Below are 17,071 nucleotides of genomic sequence, written 5' to 3' on the forward strand. Positions count from 1 at the left end.
CAAACCACGAAGCCATAAGGAGAATTTCTTGAGCTATTGCTCATCCTCTTTCTGGGTAAGGTGATCCACCAAATGCCGGGCAGTCACATGCAACGAGGCATAGCGACGCATGCCAATCACCAGTTCGCGCTGAGCCCATGGATCGCTAAGCGGGATACTTTTAAGCTGTAAGTCTCCCAGATCACGATAGATGGTTTGCTCAGGCAGTACGCCAACACCCATACCATGGTGGATCATGCGGCAAATGGCATCGAAGCTGCGTACCTGAATACGCATTCGCAGTGCTTTACCCGCTAGGTTAGCCTGCTCGTTCAACAGCGACTGCAGCGAGGCATCCTGCTGCAAGCCGATAAAATCGAAAGCTAGCGCTTCATTAAAGGCGATGCTTTCACGCCCAGCCAAAGGATGATCGATAGGGGTCATTAACACGAGTCGATCTTGTCGATAGGAGAGCTGTTGAAGGTCAGGCGCCGCTACATGGCCAGCAAAGATACCGATATCGGTCAGTCCGTCGCGAACGGCAGCGATAATTTCGCTGCTGACCCGCTCCTGAAGATCAATTTTGATTTCCGGGTAGAGGCGTGAGAAGGCGCTGAGATCCTGGGGAAGAAAGGCAATGATCGCCGAAGTATTGGAGTGGATACGCACATGGCCGCGGACGCCTTCGCCATACTCGCTGAGCTCGGCCTGCAGGCGTTCAATGTTATCCATAATACGTCGGGCATGATGCAAAAACGCCTGACCTGCGGGAGTCAGTTCTACACCTCTGGGGCGACGATAGAGCAGCGTGGTGCCGACCAACGCTTCCAGGTCACTTATGCGTTTGCTCACCGCGGCGAGAGCTAAGTGTTCACGCTCCGCCGCCGCCGTCAGTCGACCCTCATCCGCCACGGAGATAAACAGTTTAAGGGTGACAAAATCAAAGCGGCGCATCCTACGAACTCCTTGAAAGCAAGCTCCCTATGGTAGCCCACACCTTCGCCAGCCACGAACCCTTTGTTACCCATTGCCTAATTGTCGCCCCTGATTAGCTCACGCATGCTGGCTAATAGTGAACACTCAATGATAAGAGAGAGCCTTAATGAATGCTTCCGAAGCGCGCCAGCTTCCGCTACAGGGCTTAAAAGTACTTGAGCTTGGCCAACTGATTGCAGGGCCTTTCGCCACCAAACTGCTGGGCGAATTCGGTGCCGACGTGATTAAAATCGAGCCCCCCGGCACCGGCGACCCACTTCGCAAATGGCGAATGATTGAAGACGGCACCTCGCTGTGGTGGCACGTCCAAACCCGCAACAAGCGCTCGGTCGCGTTAGATTTACGCAGCGAAGAGGGGCAAGGCCTGGTGCGCCAGCTCGCAGCCGAGGCCGATGTAGTGGTGGAAAACTTCCGCCCCGGCACCTTAGACAACTGGGGGCTAGGCTGGGAAGCGCTCTCCCAACTCAACCCACGCTTAATCATGGTGCATATTTCCGGCTACGGGCAAACGGGGCCTTACCGCGATAAGCCCGGCTTTGGGGTGATTGGCGAAGCCATGGGCGGGCTGCGTTACCTCACCGGCCAGCCGGGAGAACCCTCGGTACGCGTGGGGGTGAGCATCGGCGACTCGCTTTCCGCGCTCTACGCGGTGATTGGCACACTACTGGCGCTTCAGGAGCGCAACCACAGCGGTCTGGGCCAAGAGATCGACGTCGCGCTGTATGAGTCGGTGTTTGCCATGATGGAGAGCCTGCTGCCGGAGTTCGATGCCAGCGGACAGGTTCGCGAACCCAGCGGCAGCGCCCTGCCCGGCATTACCCCCTCAAACGCCTACCGCTGCCAGGAGGGCGATTACGTGCTGATTGCTGGTAACGGCGACAGCATCTTCAAACGCTTAATGGGCGTGATTGGTCGTGATGATCTCGCCCACGACCCGGCACTGGCCCACAACGATGGGCGCAGCCAGCAAGCGGAGATGATTGATGCCGCCATCCAGGCCTGGACAGAAGAGCGCCCACGGGAGGCCATTTTACAGGCACTGGATGAAGCCCGTGTGCCCGCAGGTTACCCCTACACGGCTGAAGATATCGCCTTTGATCCCCATTATTTGGCGCGGGAGATGATTCAAACCTTCACTCGCCCCAACGGTAAACCGCTAAAAGTACCCGGCGTACTGCCCAAGCTGAGCGCTACCCCTGGGCGAATCGGCGACGGCGGCCCCACGCTTGGCCAGCATACCGACGACGTATTGGATGAGCTGGGCATTGACCATGAAACCCGAGCCAAACTGCGCCAAGCGGGCATAATCTAAGAAGAGTACTTAAGGACAGCACTATGCATAAGCCAATGAGCCAGCCATCGCCCTGCCCTGCAAAAATCGAAATCAACGAAGTCGCCCCCCGTGATGGCCTGCAGATTGAGGCACGCTTTGTGCCCACCGAAGGGAAAATCCGCTGGATCGATGCGCTCTCCACCACCGGCCTACGACGCATCGAAGCAACCTCGTTCACTTCACCCAAAGCGATTCCCAACCTGCACGATGCCGCAGATGTAGTCACCAGCATTCAGCGTCGGGAAGGGGTCGATATCACCGTACTGGTGCCTAATGTAAAGGGCACCGAGCGGGCACTTGCCTGCCAGGTGGATGAAATCAATCTGGTGATGTCCGCCAGCAACAGCCACGGGCTGGCCAACCTGCGCATGACGCCGAAACAGTCCCTTGAGCAGTTCGAGGCGATTTTAGAAGTCAGTAAAGACAGCAGTGTGTTTATCAACGCGTCGCTCTCCACCGCCTTTGGTTGCCCCTTTGAAGGCGACATCCCCGAAGCGCGGGTGCTGGAACTGGTTGAGAAACTTATCGACCTTGGCATTCAGGGCGTCACGCTCTGCGATACCACCGGCATGGCCAACCCTTCGCAGGTCAAACGCCTGTGTGAAGCAGTGCTTAAGCGCTGGCCAGAAACACCGTTCACGCTGCACTTTCACAACACCCGCGGCATGGGGCTGGCCAACGCGCTAGCGGCATGGCAGGCGGGCATTAGCCGTTTTGACTCATCACTAGGCGGGCTGGGCGGCTGCCCCTTCGCCCCCGGCGCCAGCGGCAATGTATGCACCGAAGATTTGGTGCATATGTTTGAGGCCATGGGCGTCGATACCGGTGTCGATCTGGATACACTGCTTGAGGTCGCCGCCACCCTTCCCGACCTTATCGGCCATGACGTGCCGGGGCAGGTGGTAAAAGCCGGAAAATCGACCCGGCGTTATGCGATGCCTACAGCTCAGACCTAGACGTTAGGCTGGCCCAATCACATGCTTCACTTCAAGGTAGGCACTTAGCCCCCATGGGCCCAATTCGCGGCCAATGCCGCTGCGCTTGAACCCGCCCCAAGCGGTTTCGGGTAGCACCAGTTGCTCGCTGTTGTACCAGATGCTACCGGCTTTAAGCTGCCGCCCAATGCGCTTTGCCCGCTCGGGGTCGCCGCTAATCACCGTGGCTGCCAGACCAAAGGCGCTGTCGTTGGCAAGCTGAACCGCTTCGGCTTCGCTTGCCACGCTGTGTCCGCACAGCACCGGGCCAAAAATCTCTTCCTTCCACAAGCGGCTTTCCACCGGTACATCGCGATAAAGCGTGGGGGCCAGGAAGTAGCCTTGAACGGGCAACGTGCGGTGTTGCGCATCGCGTACGACCGTTAGCCCTTCCTGATCGGCCAGATCCAGATAGCGCTGCACGGCGTCGCGCTGCTTGGCGCTGGTCAACGGCCCTAAATCCGTACCTTCGGCAAGCGGGTCGCCCAGCGTCAGCGCATCCATACGCTCGGCAAGGGCGGCGTAGAGCGCATCGGCCACATTTTCATGCACCAATAAACGTGAGGTCGCCGAACAGATCTGGCCGGCATTGAAGTAGATGCCCGCCATTACCCAGTCGGCAGCCTGTTCGGGGTCGGCATCTTCCATTACCAGAATCGGTGACTTTCCACCCAATTCCAGAGAGACGCTGGCGGTGCGAGCGGCAGCGGCCTGCATCACCGCTTCACCGACGCGGTTACTGCCGGTAAAGGAAATTTTATCCACATCGGCATGGTGGGTCAGCGGTGCACCGATGCTCTCACCGTCGCCGTTGAGTAGGTTCAGCACCCCAGCAGGCAGGCCAATCTCCAGGGCTATTTCTGCCAGCACCAGCTCGGGGAGCGGCGTGACTTCCGACGGTTTGAGCACCGCGGTACAACCGGCCGCCAAGGCGGGCGCCAGCTTCCAGGCACTGGTCACCAGCGGGAAATTCCACGGCGCGATCAGCCCCACGACACCCACAGGGTCGTGATAGGTACGCGCTTCAACGCCCTCCATTTCCACACTGACCAATTCGCCCTGGCGGGCATCGAGCGCCCTGGTCTGCCCGGCGTAGTAGCGGTAGCAGGCAATCGCGTCGTCCAGGTCGATCCCTGCTTCCGCCAGCGGCTTGCCGTTGTTGGTGGCCGAAAGCGCCATGAGCGCTTCCCGACGGGCTTCCAGTGCATCGGCAAACCCCTCAAGGTATTTTGCCCGCGCGCTGCCGCCCAGCGCCTGCCAGGCGGGCTGCGCCTGCTTTGCGGCTTTGACGGCGGCGTCGACATCCGCGGCGTCACCTGCCGTAACCTGGGCAATCCGCTCTTCGCGGTAAGGATTCATCACGTCGAGCAGTCGGGTGCCCGCCGAGGGCACCCACTGGTTGTCGATGAATTGTTGATTGATAAGTTGCTGGCTGAGTGACTGCATGGAAATATCCTAGTCAGAAAATGCGCACGCACGCTGCCAGGCAGCAGCGTCAATTTCGATCAATAGAGGCCCGCTGGTTTCCCGGTTGGCGAGCGCCTTGGCAAGTTCCGCGGGGCTTTCTACCAGTACGCCGGGACAACCAAAGCCCTCGGCCAGGGTGAGGAAATTGGGCGCCTGAATATCCACGCCCAGGCGCGCCACACCGTTGGCATCCATATAGCGACGAATCTCTTCGTAACCAGCGTTATGCCAGAGCACAATCACCACGGGCAGGCGCTCCTCTACGGCCGTTGCCATTTCCGAGAGTGTAAACATCACCCCGCCATCACCCACCAGTGCCACCACCGGCAGATCCGCTCGCGCAAGCTGTGCGCCCAGCGCCGCCGGTAGCCCATAGCCCAAGGTGCCGTAGCCGGTAGAGGCATTGAAGTAGCGCCTAGGGGCCGGCTGGCTGACCAGGTGGTTACCGGCATACACCGGCGCGGTGGAATCGCCCACCAGAATGGCCTCGGGCAGATGCTCGGCAAGCGTTGCATACAGCGGCACAAAGTCGCTAAAGGCCGGGTCGTTGTGAAGGCTCAGCGCGCTCAATACGGCCGCGGTTCGCGCCTTGCCGTGGCGGTATAGCGGCTCGGGGAAGTAGCCAAGAAGAAGTTCAAGGCTACGCCCGGCATCGCCGACTAGCCCCAGCGTTACGCGCTGATTGCGCACCAACTGCTCTGGGTCGAGGTCAATACGAATCAGCGTGCCGTTGAGATGAAAGCCGCCATCAAACACCACATCGTAGTCGGTCTCGCCAAGCTCGGTGCCCACCGCCAGAATCACATCGGCATTGGCCGCCAGCTCGCGCACAGCGGGCAACGCGGCATTGGCACCTAAATCCAGCGGGTGGTCACGGCCCAGCAGGCCTTTGGCGTTGATAGTGGTCACCGTGGGAGCATCTAGCTTGTCGACGAATGCTCGCGCTGCTTCTGGGGCTGAAACGCAGCCACCGCCTAATAGCACCAGGGGCTGTTTCGCCGCGTGTAACAAGCGAGCGGCTTCGGCAAGCCCTTCTGGATCAGGCGCGGCGCGGTAAAGCCTAGGCGCCTGCCAACTCACCGGCACGTTCACCGGAGCATTGAACAGATCGATGGGGATTTCGATATGCACCGGGCCCGGCCGCGCACCGTTGAATACGGCAAAGGCGCGGGCCAGCACCTCGGGTAGCGTATTGGCGTCCAACAGCGTATGGCTGAATCGCGCCACGCCGCTGATCATCTGCTGCTGGCTGGGCAGCTCATGCAGCCGCCCTTGGCCCATTCCCAGCGTATCGCGACGGTTAACGCTGGAGATCACCAGCATAGGGATCGAGTCCGCCAGGGCCTGGCCCATGGCGGTCGCTATATTGGTCATCCCCGGCCCGGTGATAATCAGGCACACTCCCGGCTGGCCGCTGGCGCGGGCATAGCCGTCGGCCATAAACCCGGCGCCCTGCTCATGGCGTGGCGTAACGTGCCTCACATCGCTGCCTTCCAGGCCGCGGTAAAGCTCCACCGTATGCACGCCCGGGATGCCGAACAAGGCCCGCACGCCGTAAGTATCGCGCAGCAGACGAATCAGTAGCTCGGCACAGGTCATGGTTGCTTGATTGTTCGTTGCATCAGTATTCGTTGCATCAGCGTTCATTGCAGGCCCCTTAAAAGAAGAACGTGTGGGCCATGAAGGCAATGATTGGCAGCGTAATGGCGGTACGCAGCAGGAAGATGGCAACCAGTTCCCAGAGCTTGATGGGAATTTTTGACTTGAGCAGCAGCGCGCCGATTTCCGACATGTAGATCAGTTGGGTGAGCGACAGGCAGGCAATCACAAAGCGGGTAAGCTCGCTTTCGATATTGGTCGCCAGCACCGCGGGCAGGAACATATCGGCAAAGCCCACCAGGGTGGCGGGCGCCGCCGCTTCTGCCTCGGGAATCCGCAGCAGCTCTAGCACCGGCACCATGGGGTAGGAAAGCCAGGTAAACAGCGGGGTAAATTCCGCCAGAATCAGCGCCACCGTGCCAATAGCAAACACCAGAGGAAGTAAGCCGAGGAAAATATCCATCACGTTGAGGAGCGCCAAACGTGCCAGTTCACGGGGACCGGGAGCACCGGCGGCGCGATTGGTGGCCTGAATCAGGCTGTAACGGAACAGACCCACTTTTTCAGTGCGCTCCTCATTCAGTTGGCAGCCCACGGGCTCGTAGTAGTCATTGGATTTGCGCGACAGCGGCGGCAGGCGCGGCACAATCGCCGCAGCGATCAACCCGGAAACCACTACCGTAAAGTAGAACTGCACAAACAGGTGGTTGATATCGACAAAGCTGGTGACGAGCAGCGCAAACGCAATCGACACCACGGAGAAGTTGGTGGCAATGACCGAGGCTTCGCGGCGGTTATAGAAGCCCTGCTCGTACTGCTGAGTGGTGATCAGCACACCGACGGTGCCCGATCCCATCCATGAGGCGGTGGCATCGATCGCGCTGCGTCCCGGCAAATTAAAAATCACCCGAAACGGCTTACGTACCATACTGCCGATGAACTCCATAAAGCCAAACTCGACCAGAAACGGCAGCAGCAGCGCGGCAAAGAAAAAGAAGGTGAGCAGTACCGGCGCCAGGTCATTGAGCATCACGCCACCGGTAAAGGAAGCGGTCACGAACTCAGGCCCAAACTGGAAGTAGGTCATCAAGGCAAAGATCGCGCCGAGAATGCGCATCGCAAACCACACCGATCCGACATGAAACATCTCGTGCAACACGCCTTTCTCGGCCCAGCTAGGATGCGCTACCTTGGCGTAAAGCGTCGCCACTACCGATAGACACAGCACAACCGTCGCAATGGCCGGCAGCGCCGAACCTAGCAAAGTTTGCAAGCCATCGGCCATTAGGCCCATGCCAATGTTAATGGTATCGCCCACTTGAAAAGGGACGAGAAACAGCAGCACCCCAATTAGCGAGGGAATGATAAATTTCAGTAAGTGCGCGCGGGGTATCGGTGCCGACGAGGTCGGCTGTTCCGATTTAACGTTGCTATACGACATAGGGTTCACCCATTGGAAGTGATTATTGGAGGTGGCTGGCGGCGTAGCTAGGTCAGTACTTTTTTATTTAGTCGCTATTTCTTTGTTAGCTATTTGGTCGGCGTCACTCGCTGTGTTTAACGCCCGGCAGTACGCAGAGCATTTCATACAGCAGCGTGGCGCCCATCAGCGCGGTGTTGCCGCTGGGGTCATAAGGTGGTGACACTTCCACCAGGTCGCCGCCGACAATATTCAGCCCAGCGGCACCGCGAACCAGCTCCAATCCTTGGCTAGAGGTCAGTCCACCCATCTCCACCGTGCCGGTGCCGGGGGCAACAGAAGGATCCAAGCCGTCAATGTCGAAACTGATGTAAACCGGGATATCACCCATCTGCTCACGCACCTCGGCCATCAAGGGCGCTAGCGAGCGATACCAGCACTCTTCGGCGGGCACGACACGAAAGCCCTGGTCGCGACACCAGTCAAAATCTTCAGCGGCATAGCCGGTACCGCGCAGTCCGATTTGCACTACCTTGCCATGGGCCAATAAGCCCTCCTCCTGGGCGCGACGAAACGGCGTGCCGTGGGCAATTGGCTCACCGAACATGTGCTCGTTTACATCGGCATGAGCATCGATATGGATCAACCCCACCGGGCCGTGCTTTTTGGCCATGGCGCGAAGAATTGGCAACGTCAGGGTGTGCTCCCCACCCAGGGTCAGCGGAATGCAATCGTGCTTGAGCACGTCGTCATAGAAGGCGGTGATGATGTCGACGCTTTTTGGCAGGTGGAACGTATTGATGGGTACGTCGCCGATATCGGCTACTTGCAAGCTTTCAAAGGGCGCGGCGCGGGTCGCCATATTGTAGGGGCGCAGCATGCGCGACTCGTCGCGAATCTGGCGCGGCCCAAGCCGCGTGCCGGGGCGGTTTGAAGTGCCGATATCCATGGGAATGCCAATGAACGCAGCGTCTAATCCCTCGGCTGTCTCTTGGGTAGGCAGGCGCATCATGGTGGCAGGGCCTGCAAAGCGCGGCATGGTGTTTCCGCTCAGGGGCTGATTAAACTCCGACATACACATCTCCTTATATTTTTGGCGGTGAGCACGGTGTAGGTATTGGCCTAGCTCTTTTCACTAATCTTCTAAAGACACTGCACAGACCATGCCAAGTCGAAGATGCCTATAAAGTGGTGGGATTAGTGGCCAAACGATGCAAAAATGAATCAAACAAATGCCTTTTCAATTCATTCTTGAATCAAAGATTCATAAATGAATCAGTCGGAGGAGTCAGCTGCGATGAGTGAAATAGATAAACGCGTGCTGCAAACCATTGTGGAGACCGCAAACGACCACTTCTTTATCGTCAGTGGTGATGGACAAATAGTCGATATTAGCCCGGGAGCCGAAGCGGTTTACGGCGTTTCACGGGAAGAGCTGCTTTCCAGCAGTGTGCAGCAACTACAAGCGGCCGGGGTTCTCAAGCCCTCCATCACCATGGAAGTGATGCGCACCCGCCGGCCCGCACAGCTTATGCAGGTCACCGGCACGGGCCGCCGGGTGATTGCTGAAGCCTACCCGGTGTTCGTCGACGGCAAGCTGGAACGTATTATCAGCCGCTCGCGGGATTTAACTGACTTGCAGTTACTGCAGGACGAATATGCCCTACTACAAAAACGCTTTAGCGAACACCTAAAGCGCAGTCAGGCAGCGCCAGACGCGGAAGAGCAGGCGTTGGATGACGCCCTGGACAATTTGCAGGTACGTAGCAGCGTGATGCGTGAAATTGCGCTACTGCTTAAGCGGGTCGCCCCTTCGGATGCCAATGTGCTGATGCTGGGTGAATCAGGTGTGGGTAAAACCGCCTTTGCCAAGCAGCTACACCGCTGGAGCCAGCGCTGTGACGGCCCCTTTATTGACGTTAACTGTGCGGCGATTCCAGAGAATCTGTTTGAATCCGAGATGTTTGGCTACCAGCCCGGCGCTTTCAGCGGTGCCGCTCGCCAGGGCAAAGCCGGGCTGTTAGAGCAGGCCGAGGGTGGGACGCTATTTTTGGATGAAATCGGCGAGCTGCCGCTGTTGATGCAAACCAAACTGCTCAAGGTGATTCAGGACGGCAGCTTGACCCGGCTGGGTGACACCCGATCACGCAAGGTCAATTTTCGCTTGGTCGTGGCGACCAACCAGGATTTGGGCAAGCAAGTAGAGGCCGGACTTTTCCGTCTGGATCTTTACTACCGCCTCAATGTGATCCCGGTCACCCTGCCGCCGCTGCGTGACCGCCGGGAGGATATCCCCGACCTGGTTGAAGCGTGTTTAAACCGGCTCAACCAGCGCTATGGGCGGCAAAAAATCCTTGATACCCGCGTTTGGTCGACCCTGATGGGCGGCGAATGGCCGGGTAACGTCCGCGAGCTGGAGAACTGGCTAGAGAGAGCCTGGCTTTCCAGCCCCACCGATCAAATCGAAGTACCTACTGCGCTTCCTCACGCCGAGCAGCACCCAGCCAGTTTGCCGAGCGCCTCGCCAGCAGCGTCGGCAGTAGCACTCGAGCCCCAGGAAACCCTCAAGCAGTACCTAGCGCGGCTGGAGCGTGAAACGCTTGAAGAGCTGTGCAACACGCTCCCCAGCACCTATGCCATTGCCAAGCGGCTGGGCATTAGTCAATCCAGCGTGGTGCGTCGGTTGCAGCGCTATGGCATTAAAGTCGCCAAGTGATTTTCTGCTTGACACAGCGGCTGTCATAAACCATCCATGTAAGTGTCATGAAACGGCAACACCTTCAACACAAGCTGAACCAATAACAACCAACAGCCGGTGATGTGTGTGCTATGTCAAACCAATCGCGTATTCGCCTGGAACGCGTCACTAAACGTTGGGACGCGACCACTGCCGTCGATGAAATCTCCTTCGACGTCACGCCTGGGCAATTTGTCATTTTGCTCGGCCCTTCAGGCTGCGGTAAATCCACCACGCTACGCATGATCGCGGGCCTGGAAGAGGCCAGCAACGGACGTATTCATATCGGCGAGCGCGACGTCACACGCCTGCCGCCCGGCGACCGTGGGCTGAGCATGGTGTTTCAGTCCTACGCGCTGTTTCCGCATTTGAGTGTGGCTGACAATATCGTGTTTGGCCTGCGCAGCCGCAAGGTACCCAAAGCCGAGCAGCGCGAGCGGCTAGCCAAAGTGGCCGAACTGGTTGATTTAACCGATTATCTGAACCGCAAACCTGCCCAGCTTTCCGGCGGCCAACGCCAGCGGGTTGCGTTGGCGCGCTCGGTTATTTCCGAACACCCGATCTGCCTGATGGATGAACCGCTATCCAACCTGGACGCTCGGTTGCGCAGCGACATGCGCCGGGAAATCAAAGCGCTGCAAAGCCGCCTGAATATGACGGTGATTTACGTTACTCACGATCAGGTGGAAGCCATGAGCATGGGTGATCGTGTGATTCTGATGCAGCATGGCAAAATCGTGCAGGACGGCACCCCGGACGAGCTTTACAACCGCCCCGCTAGCGCTTTTGCCGCTAGCTTTATTGGCAGCCCCGCCATGAACCTGCTGCCCCTAGTGGCCGGTGAGAATGGCGCCGTTATCGAAGGCGAACCAAGTACCCCCGTAGCCCCCTTGAATGCCATTGGTGGCCACTTGGGCATCCGCCCGGAAGATATCGAGCTGCGAATCGCACCCGGTTCCGGCGTGCCCGCTAACGTATTAAGTGAAGAGTACCTGGGAGCGGACACCATTGCTTATGTCGCGGTGGGGTCGCACACCCTACGCGTGCGGCTTAGCGGTAAGCAGGCACTGACAGGCCAGCCATGCAGCCTCTACTGGACCTCAGAGAATACACACCTTTTCGATGCCGACGGCCTGCGGCGGGACGACCTGACACCGACCCCCTTACCCAGCTCATCTCGAAGCATTCCTCGTCCACCGGCGGTGGGCTCTTTCCAACACTGACAGCAGTATTGACACTTGCGGAGTCTCTTATGCGTTTGCGTACCCCTTTTGCAATGACCGCCCTGGCAGCGGGCTTGTTAAGCGCCGCCCAGGTAAACGCGGATAGCGTCGATCTGACCATGTATTACCCGGTCGCGGTGGGTGGTGCACTCACCGACGTCGTTGATAATCTGGTGGAAGAGTTTGAAAGCGAATACCCCGATATCAACGTGGAAGCGATCTACGCCGGCAACTACGACGACACCCGCGTGCGCGCCATGTCGGCGATGGAAGCGGATGATACGCCCCAACTATCGGTCATGTTCTCCATCGACCTGTACGAGCTGATTGAGCAGAACGCCATCGTCGCCTTTGACGACCTGGTCGAAACCGATGAAGAGCGCGAATGGCTCGATGGCTTCTATCCAGGGCTGATGGAAAATGGCCAACTGGATGGCAAAACCTACGGCATCCCCTTCCAGCGCTCCACCATCGTACTGTTTTGGAACAAAGACGCCTTTGAAGCCGCTGGCCTAGACCCCGAAACACCCCCGGAAAACTGGGAAGAGATGGCCGAGATGGCCGCGACCGTTCGCGAAGCCTCCAACGGCGAGCAGTGGGGCGTGATGGTGCCGTCGACTGGCTACCCCTACTGGATGTTCCAAGCCTTTGCCTTTCAGAACGGCCACCGGCTAATGAGCGAAGATGGCCCCGAGGTCTACTTCGACGACCCCGCAGCGGTTGAAGCGCTGGAGTACTGGGTATCACTGGCCAGCGAGCACAATGCCATGCCCGACGGCACCATCGAGTGGGGCACCCTGCGCCAGAACTTCCTTGAAGAGTCCACGGCAATGATGTGGCACACCACGGGCAACCTGACCGCCGTACGCAGCGAAGCCAATTTTGATTTTGGCGTCGCCATGCTGCCGATGAAAACCCAGCGTGGTAGCCCCACCGGCGGCGGCAACTTCTACATTTTTAAAGATGCGACGGAAGAAGAACAGCGCGCGGCGATGACCTTCATTCGCTGGATGACCGCTCCTGAGCGCGCCGCTGCCTGGTCGATTGAGACTGGCTATATGGGCGTTAGCCCCGCCGCTTATGAGACCGACGCGCTGCAAGGCTATGTGGAAGAGTTCCCACCCGCCGCGGTCGCCCGCGACCAGCTTGAACACGGCACGGCGGAGCTTTCCACCTATCAAGGTGGCCGTATTCGCCGCGCCTTAGATAACGCCGTGCAAGCGGCGCTGACCGGTCAAATGACGCCGCAAGAAGCGCTTAGTCAGGCGCAGCAAGAGGCCGACAGCGTGTTGCGCCGCTACGCCCGCTAATCGTTAGAATTTTACTCTTCGCCGGGGCATGCCCCGGCTTTTCCAACGTGCGGTACGTCTCTATGTCATTCACCAACCACCGCAAAATGCAGCTCTACGGCGCGCTTCTGCTGCTGCCCGCTGCGGTACTGCTGACGACTTTTGCTTATTTACCGACCGTAACAACGGTCATTAACAGCCTGTTTTTACCCGGCTTTCGCGGTGCACCCACTGAATTCGTAGGCCTTGAAAATTATCAGGTGTTGTTCGATGACCCGACGTTTTGGAAAGTAGCTCGTAACAACTTAATCTACGCCGTCGGTACGATTCCTACGTCTATCGCGCTGGCCTTGGGTATGGCGCTGTTCGTCAATGGCAAGCTTCGCGGGCGGGGCTTTGTGCGCATGGCTTACTTTACGCCGACGATTCTACCCATGATCGCCGCGGCCAATATCTGGATGTTTTTCTACGCGCCGCAGATTGGCCTATTCAATAAACTGCTCGGCATGTTGGGCTTTTCCGGGGTGAACTGGCTGGGCGATCCAAGCGTTGCGTTAAGCTCGGTGATCGTGATGTCGGTGTGGAAAGAAGCCGGTTTTTTTATGATCTTCTACTTGGCGGCGCTACAGAGCATGCCACCCGAGTTAAAAGAGGCGGCTGACTTAGAAGGCACTAGCCGCTGGAGCTTCTTTTGGCGCGTCACCTTTCCGCTACTCATGCCCACCACGCTGTTTGTGCTCATCAATGCGCTGATTAACTCGGTGCGGGTCGTGGATCACCTATTTATCTTGACCAAGGGCGGGCCCAACAACGCCACCAACCTGCTGCTCTACTACGTTTACGAAAATGCGTTCTCGTTCTTTGACCGCACCACGGCAGCCACCATTACGGTGGTTATTCTGCTGGTGCTCGCGGTAGTGGCCACGCTTAAGTTCACGATTTTAGATCGCAGGACGCACTATCAATGAATACGACCACTACCTATGCGCCCCACTCCCGTTTCGTCTCAATTCCAGCACTGGAAACAGTGGCCGCGTGGCTACTGGCGATTATTTGGATTTTTCCGCTGCTGTATGCCTTTTGGGCTGCCTTTCACCCCAGCGAGTTTATGGTGAACTTTGAGTTCTTCGCCCCGCTGACGCTGGAGAACTTCACTAACGCCTGGTCTCAAGCGCCCTTTGCCCGCTACTACTTGAACACCTTTGCGCTGGTAACAGGGGTGGTGATCGGTCAGTTTGTGGTCTGTACCTTGGCAGCGTTTGCCTTTGCACGCTTCCCGATTCCAGGCAAAAACGTTCTGTTTATGCTGGTGCTGATTCAGCTCTTTGTGTTCCCCGAAGTGCTGATTGTCGAGAACTACCGCATCGCCAGTGAGCTGGGGCTGATCAACACCATCACCGGGATTGGCTTACCTTACGTGGCCAGCGCCTTGGGTATTTTTCTGCTCCGCCAAACCTTTAAAACTATCCCCCGAGAGTTGGAAGACGCCGCACGCATCGAAGGCTGCAACTGGCTGGACATTTTGTGGAAGGTGTACGTACCGCTCGCCAAGCCCACCTACCTTGCTTACGGGCTGGTCTCGATTAGCCACCACTGGAACAACTTTATCTGGCCACTGGTGGTTACCAACTCGGTAGAGAGCCGCCCATTAACCGTAGGGCTGGGGGTCTTTTCCTCGCCCGAAACCGGCGTTAACTGGGCCACCGTCAGCGCCGCAACACTGCTCAGTATCGCCCCGCTGCTGATCGCCTTCCTGCTGTTCCAGCGCCAGTTTGTGCAGTCGTTCTTACGGGCGGGGATTAGGTAAACCCGCTTTATTCAAGACGGCAAGCCAACAACGAAGGATGGGGGCGCCTTGCACTCCCTGTTTTACCACCCCTCCACAACTTACCCAGTAAGGCGGCCTGTCTCACTCGACTAAGGTCTCGCCACTAATGTCGCATTGCCTCCTGCGGGGATATCTTGTGCTATTAAAACACTCGAATGATACGAGTGTTTTAATCAGTCATTTCATACCTCGAGTTGCCCTTGGCACACCCGTAGATGCAGTGACTTCAGCATCATGGATCAACAATAACAACCATATAGCACGAGATACGGAGGTATCTTAATGGCAATGCTCGACTACAAAAACTATACCAGTGAAGCATCCATCGAATTGCTGCTGACATCCCACAAGCTCGCCACCTACGCCAGCCTGTCGGGCGCCCTTGGCATTCCGCAGACTCGGGAAATAGTACAGGGATTCACAGACCTGTTCCCCGATGGTGCCTACCCCAATGAGATAGATACCGGACTGCCCGGGGGATGGCGGGAACTGACGCCGACCGAGCTTGGCCTACCCGCGAGCGCCCTCGATGGGGCCGGCCACTACATCATCGAGAGCCCGATTACCGGCACCCTGCCGACTGGCCCCCAAGCCAAGCTGCTGGGTGAGTTCGATGAACAGGGACAACTGACCCGGGTATCGCTGACCTTCACCGGCACCAACTCGCCAGTGGATATTGTCGACTACCTGCAACTCAATGCTGGCACCATCGCACCCAACCTTGAGCCGCTGCTCGTTGCGCTCAAGAACTACAGTCAGGCCAACGGCCTGGAGGCTGAGGACGTACTGGTCACCGGCTACAGCCTGGGTGGCGGGATGGTGAACATTATGGCGCGCTTTCGCGAGGAGTTGGCCGACGGTTTCTTCACTGAGGCCAACTATATCGGTCACGAGTCGCCACTGATCTATGACGATCCGGAAGTGGTGTACAACTTCGGCTACGAGAATGATGCAGTGCATCGTGTGGCAGGAGACGCAGATACCTTCCTTGAGGCGCTGCAGGAACAAGAAGGGCCACTGCTGTCCCACCCCAACACCTCTTACGAGTCGAGCGGGGACAATATCGTACTATTCAACGATATGTATGGTTCACCATTGTGGCCCTTACCGGCTTTCTCGCTGCTGAACGTTCCGGTGAGCTGGTATGCCCATATCGATGGCATATTCACGGATGCCATCCAGCGTATCACTGATTCGCCCTTCTATGAATACACCGACCGTGACAGCGTGGTGGTTGTTTCCAGTCTCTCGGCGCTATCACGCTCGACAGTCTGGGTAGAGGACAAGCCGACCTCGAGCTCGAACCATTTCGGCCAACCCGCGTTTCTAATTGGCACCGAACATGCTGACAAGGTTCGCAGCGGTGAGAATAGCGACTACATCTACACTGGTGGGGGAGATGACTTGATTCGGCTATCCAGCGGTGCCGATCGCGTCGATGGCGGCTCAGGGATCAACACTCTGCGCCTCAAAGGCGATGGGGCGGATTGGGATGCCTATCAACTCTCGGACGGCACGCTGTTCCTCAATTCCAAGCAGGATCTTGGATTGAAGCAAGTGGACAATGTCAGTTACGTGGAGTTCGAGGGCCTGTCGCTACTCGACATTTCATTGACCCAGCAGCGCTACAGTGTCGGCGAGCGCGGACTCGAGGACGAACGCTTCGACCCATTCGGCCTATTCAGCCAAGACCTGGAGTATGGCGAGCATGTAGAAGGCAGCGCTGGCGACGACGAACTCACTGGAAAAGTGGCCTTCGGCGGTGTAGGAAACGACACCCTAACGGCGCTGGAGAGCGGTAGTTTGCTACATGGCGGCGAGGGAGATGATACGCTGGTAGGCGGCCTGGGCGATGATCAACTCTATGGTGGTGAGGGCGACGATACCTTGATTGTGCGTGGCGGCAACGATGTACTCTATGGAGGAGTGGGCGACGACCTGTTCATGTTCGACGAGGGGTATCAAGGCAGTGCCGTGATCAAGGACTTCAACCAGCATGCGGGGGATCAGGACTGGTTGGTGTTCATGGGTGAGTTGTTCGCGGATCAGGAAGATCTGCTCGGCAGCGCCAATCAGATGGACAATGACGTGGTCATCGCCCGGGACGGCCTCTATGTCACGGTGGAGAGCATCGGCATCGCCGAACTGGTCGAGAGCAGCCAGTTCCTGGCCTGAGTCTTGGCTATCCGCGCGCTCGCCTGCTGGCGAGCGCGATTCCCTCTCGTA

13 protein-coding genes are annotated in these 17,071 nt (G+C 57.9%); 8 read left to right on the plus strand and 5 right to left on the minus strand.

Annotation, left to right across the window (positions count from 1 at the left end):
- Positions 1–33 precede the first annotated feature (33 nt).
- A complete protein-coding gene (locus ACW17M_RS16925) occupies positions 34–933 on the minus strand; it encodes a LysR family transcriptional regulator (RefSeq protein WP_457547817.1) in 900 nt (299 codons plus the stop codon).
- A 148-nt stretch (positions 934–1,081) separates the two neighbouring features.
- Between ACW17M_RS16925 and ACW17M_RS16930 the strand changes: the two genes are divergently transcribed.
- The gene (locus ACW17M_RS16930) at positions 1,082–2,287 is read left to right on the plus strand and encodes a CaiB/BaiF CoA transferase family protein (protein ID WP_457547818.1); all 1,206 of its coding nucleotides are present in this window, start codon (positions 1,082–1,084) and stop codon (positions 2,285–2,287) included.
- A gap of 35 nt (positions 2,288–2,322) precedes the next feature.
- Entirely contained in the window at positions 2,323–3,264 is a 942-nt protein-coding gene (locus ACW17M_RS16935; protein ID WP_457547842.1) for a hydroxymethylglutaryl-CoA lyase, read from the plus strand.
- Between the two features lie 3 nt (positions 3,265–3,267).
- On the opposite strand, the gene ACW17M_RS16940 is transcribed toward ACW17M_RS16935, so the two are convergent.
- From ACW17M_RS16940 to speB, 4 genes are all read right to left on the minus strand, one after another.
- Positions 3,268–4,728 (minus strand): aldehyde dehydrogenase family protein, encoded by a 1,461-nt coding sequence (locus ACW17M_RS16940; RefSeq protein WP_457547819.1) that lies wholly within the window; start codon positions 4,726–4,728, stop codon positions 3,268–3,270.
- Between the two features lie 9 nt (positions 4,729–4,737).
- Positions 4,738–6,396 (minus strand): 5-guanidino-2-oxopentanoate decarboxylase, encoded by a 1,659-nt coding sequence (locus ACW17M_RS16945; RefSeq protein WP_457547820.1) that lies wholly within the window; start codon positions 6,394–6,396, stop codon positions 4,738–4,740.
- A gap of 10 nt (positions 6,397–6,406) precedes the next feature.
- Complete coding sequence (locus tag ACW17M_RS16950; protein ID WP_457547821.1) at positions 6,407–7,789, minus strand: YjiH family protein; 1,383 nt, start codon at positions 7,787–7,789, stop codon at positions 6,407–6,409.
- 103 nt (positions 7,790–7,892) lie between these two features.
- Positions 7,893–8,843: an agmatinase gene (gene speB, locus ACW17M_RS16955; RefSeq protein WP_457547822.1), complete on the minus strand. Its 951-nt coding sequence runs from the start codon at positions 8,841–8,843 to the stop codon at positions 7,893–7,895.
- A gap of 222 nt (positions 8,844–9,065) precedes the next feature.
- On the opposite strand from speB, the gene ACW17M_RS16960 reads away from it, so the two are divergent.
- The 6 genes from ACW17M_RS16960 (at position 9,066) to ACW17M_RS16985 (ending at position 17,020) form a co-directional block, all read left to right on the plus strand.
- Entirely contained in the window at positions 9,066–10,484 is a 1,419-nt protein-coding gene (locus ACW17M_RS16960; RefSeq protein ID WP_027956980.1) for a sigma-54 interaction domain-containing protein, read from the plus strand.
- 113 nt (positions 10,485–10,597) lie between these two features.
- Positions 10,598–11,728: an ABC transporter ATP-binding protein gene (locus tag ACW17M_RS16965; RefSeq protein ID WP_457547823.1), complete on the plus strand. Its 1,131-nt coding sequence runs from the start codon at positions 10,598–10,600 to the stop codon at positions 11,726–11,728.
- Positions 11,729–11,757: 29 nt separating this feature from the next.
- A complete protein-coding gene (locus ACW17M_RS16970) occupies positions 11,758–13,038 on the plus strand; it encodes an ABC transporter substrate-binding protein (protein ID WP_457547824.1) in 1,281 nt (426 codons plus the stop codon).
- Between the two features lie 62 nt (positions 13,039–13,100).
- A complete protein-coding gene (locus ACW17M_RS16975; protein ID WP_138799370.1) occupies positions 13,101–13,985 on the plus strand; it encodes a carbohydrate ABC transporter permease in 885 nt (294 codons plus the stop codon).
- Positions 13,982–14,824 carry a carbohydrate ABC transporter permease gene (locus ACW17M_RS16980; RefSeq protein ID WP_457547825.1) on the plus strand — a complete coding sequence of 281 codons (843 nt, stop codon included), beginning with the start codon at positions 13,982–13,984 and terminating at the stop codon, positions 14,822–14,824. The genes ACW17M_RS16975 and ACW17M_RS16980 overlap by 4 nt, the downstream gene beginning before the upstream one ends.
- A gap of 303 nt (positions 14,825–15,127) precedes the next feature.
- Positions 15,128–17,020: a calcium-binding protein gene (locus tag ACW17M_RS16985; RefSeq protein WP_457547826.1), complete on the plus strand. Its 1,893-nt coding sequence runs from the start codon at positions 15,128–15,130 to the stop codon at positions 17,018–17,020.
- Positions 17,021–17,071: the final 51 nt, after the last annotated feature.

This window comes from Vreelandella sp. 2A-K22 (genome assembly GCF_054065485.1).

What these genes read in the sequence shown, in the direction of transcription:
- ACW17M_RS16925 (WP_457547817.1), bottom strand. Translation starts at nt 933, where the DNA reads ATGCGCCGCTTTGATTTTGTCACCCTTAAACTGTTTATCTCCGTGGCG.
- ACW17M_RS16930 (WP_457547818.1), top strand. Translation starts at nt 1,082, where the DNA reads ATGAATGCTTCCGAAGCGCGCCAGCTTCCGCTACAGGGCTTAAAAGTA.
- ACW17M_RS16935 (WP_457547842.1), top strand. Translation starts at nt 2,323, where the DNA reads ATGAGCCAGCCATCGCCCTGCCCTGCAAAAATCGAAATCAACGAAGTC.
- ACW17M_RS16940 (WP_457547819.1), bottom strand. Translation starts at nt 4,728, where the DNA reads ATGCAGTCACTCAGCCAGCAACTTATCAATCAACAATTCATCGACAAC.
- ACW17M_RS16945 (WP_457547820.1), bottom strand. Translation starts at nt 6,396, where the DNA reads ATGAACGCTGATGCAACGAATACTGATGCAACGAACAATCAAGCAACC.
- ACW17M_RS16950 (WP_457547821.1), bottom strand. Translation starts at nt 7,789, where the DNA reads ATGTCGTATAGCAACGTTAAATCGGAACAGCCGACCTCGTCGGCACCG.
- speB (WP_457547822.1), bottom strand. Translation starts at nt 8,843, where the DNA reads ATGTCGGAGTTTAATCAGCCCCTGAGCGGAAACACCATGCCGCGCTTT.
- ACW17M_RS16960 (WP_027956980.1), top strand. Translation starts at nt 9,066, where the DNA reads ATGAGTGAAATAGATAAACGCGTGCTGCAAACCATTGTGGAGACCGCA.
- ACW17M_RS16965 (WP_457547823.1), top strand. Translation starts at nt 10,598, where the DNA reads ATGTCAAACCAATCGCGTATTCGCCTGGAACGCGTCACTAAACGTTGG.
- ACW17M_RS16970 (WP_457547824.1), top strand. Translation starts at nt 11,758, where the DNA reads ATGCGTTTGCGTACCCCTTTTGCAATGACCGCCCTGGCAGCGGGCTTG.
- ACW17M_RS16975 (WP_138799370.1), top strand. Translation starts at nt 13,101, where the DNA reads ATGTCATTCACCAACCACCGCAAAATGCAGCTCTACGGCGCGCTTCTG.
- ACW17M_RS16980 (WP_457547825.1), top strand. Translation starts at nt 13,982, where the DNA reads ATGAATACGACCACTACCTATGCGCCCCACTCCCGTTTCGTCTCAATT.
- ACW17M_RS16985 (WP_457547826.1), top strand. Translation starts at nt 15,128, where the DNA reads ATGGCAATGCTCGACTACAAAAACTATACCAGTGAAGCATCCATCGAA.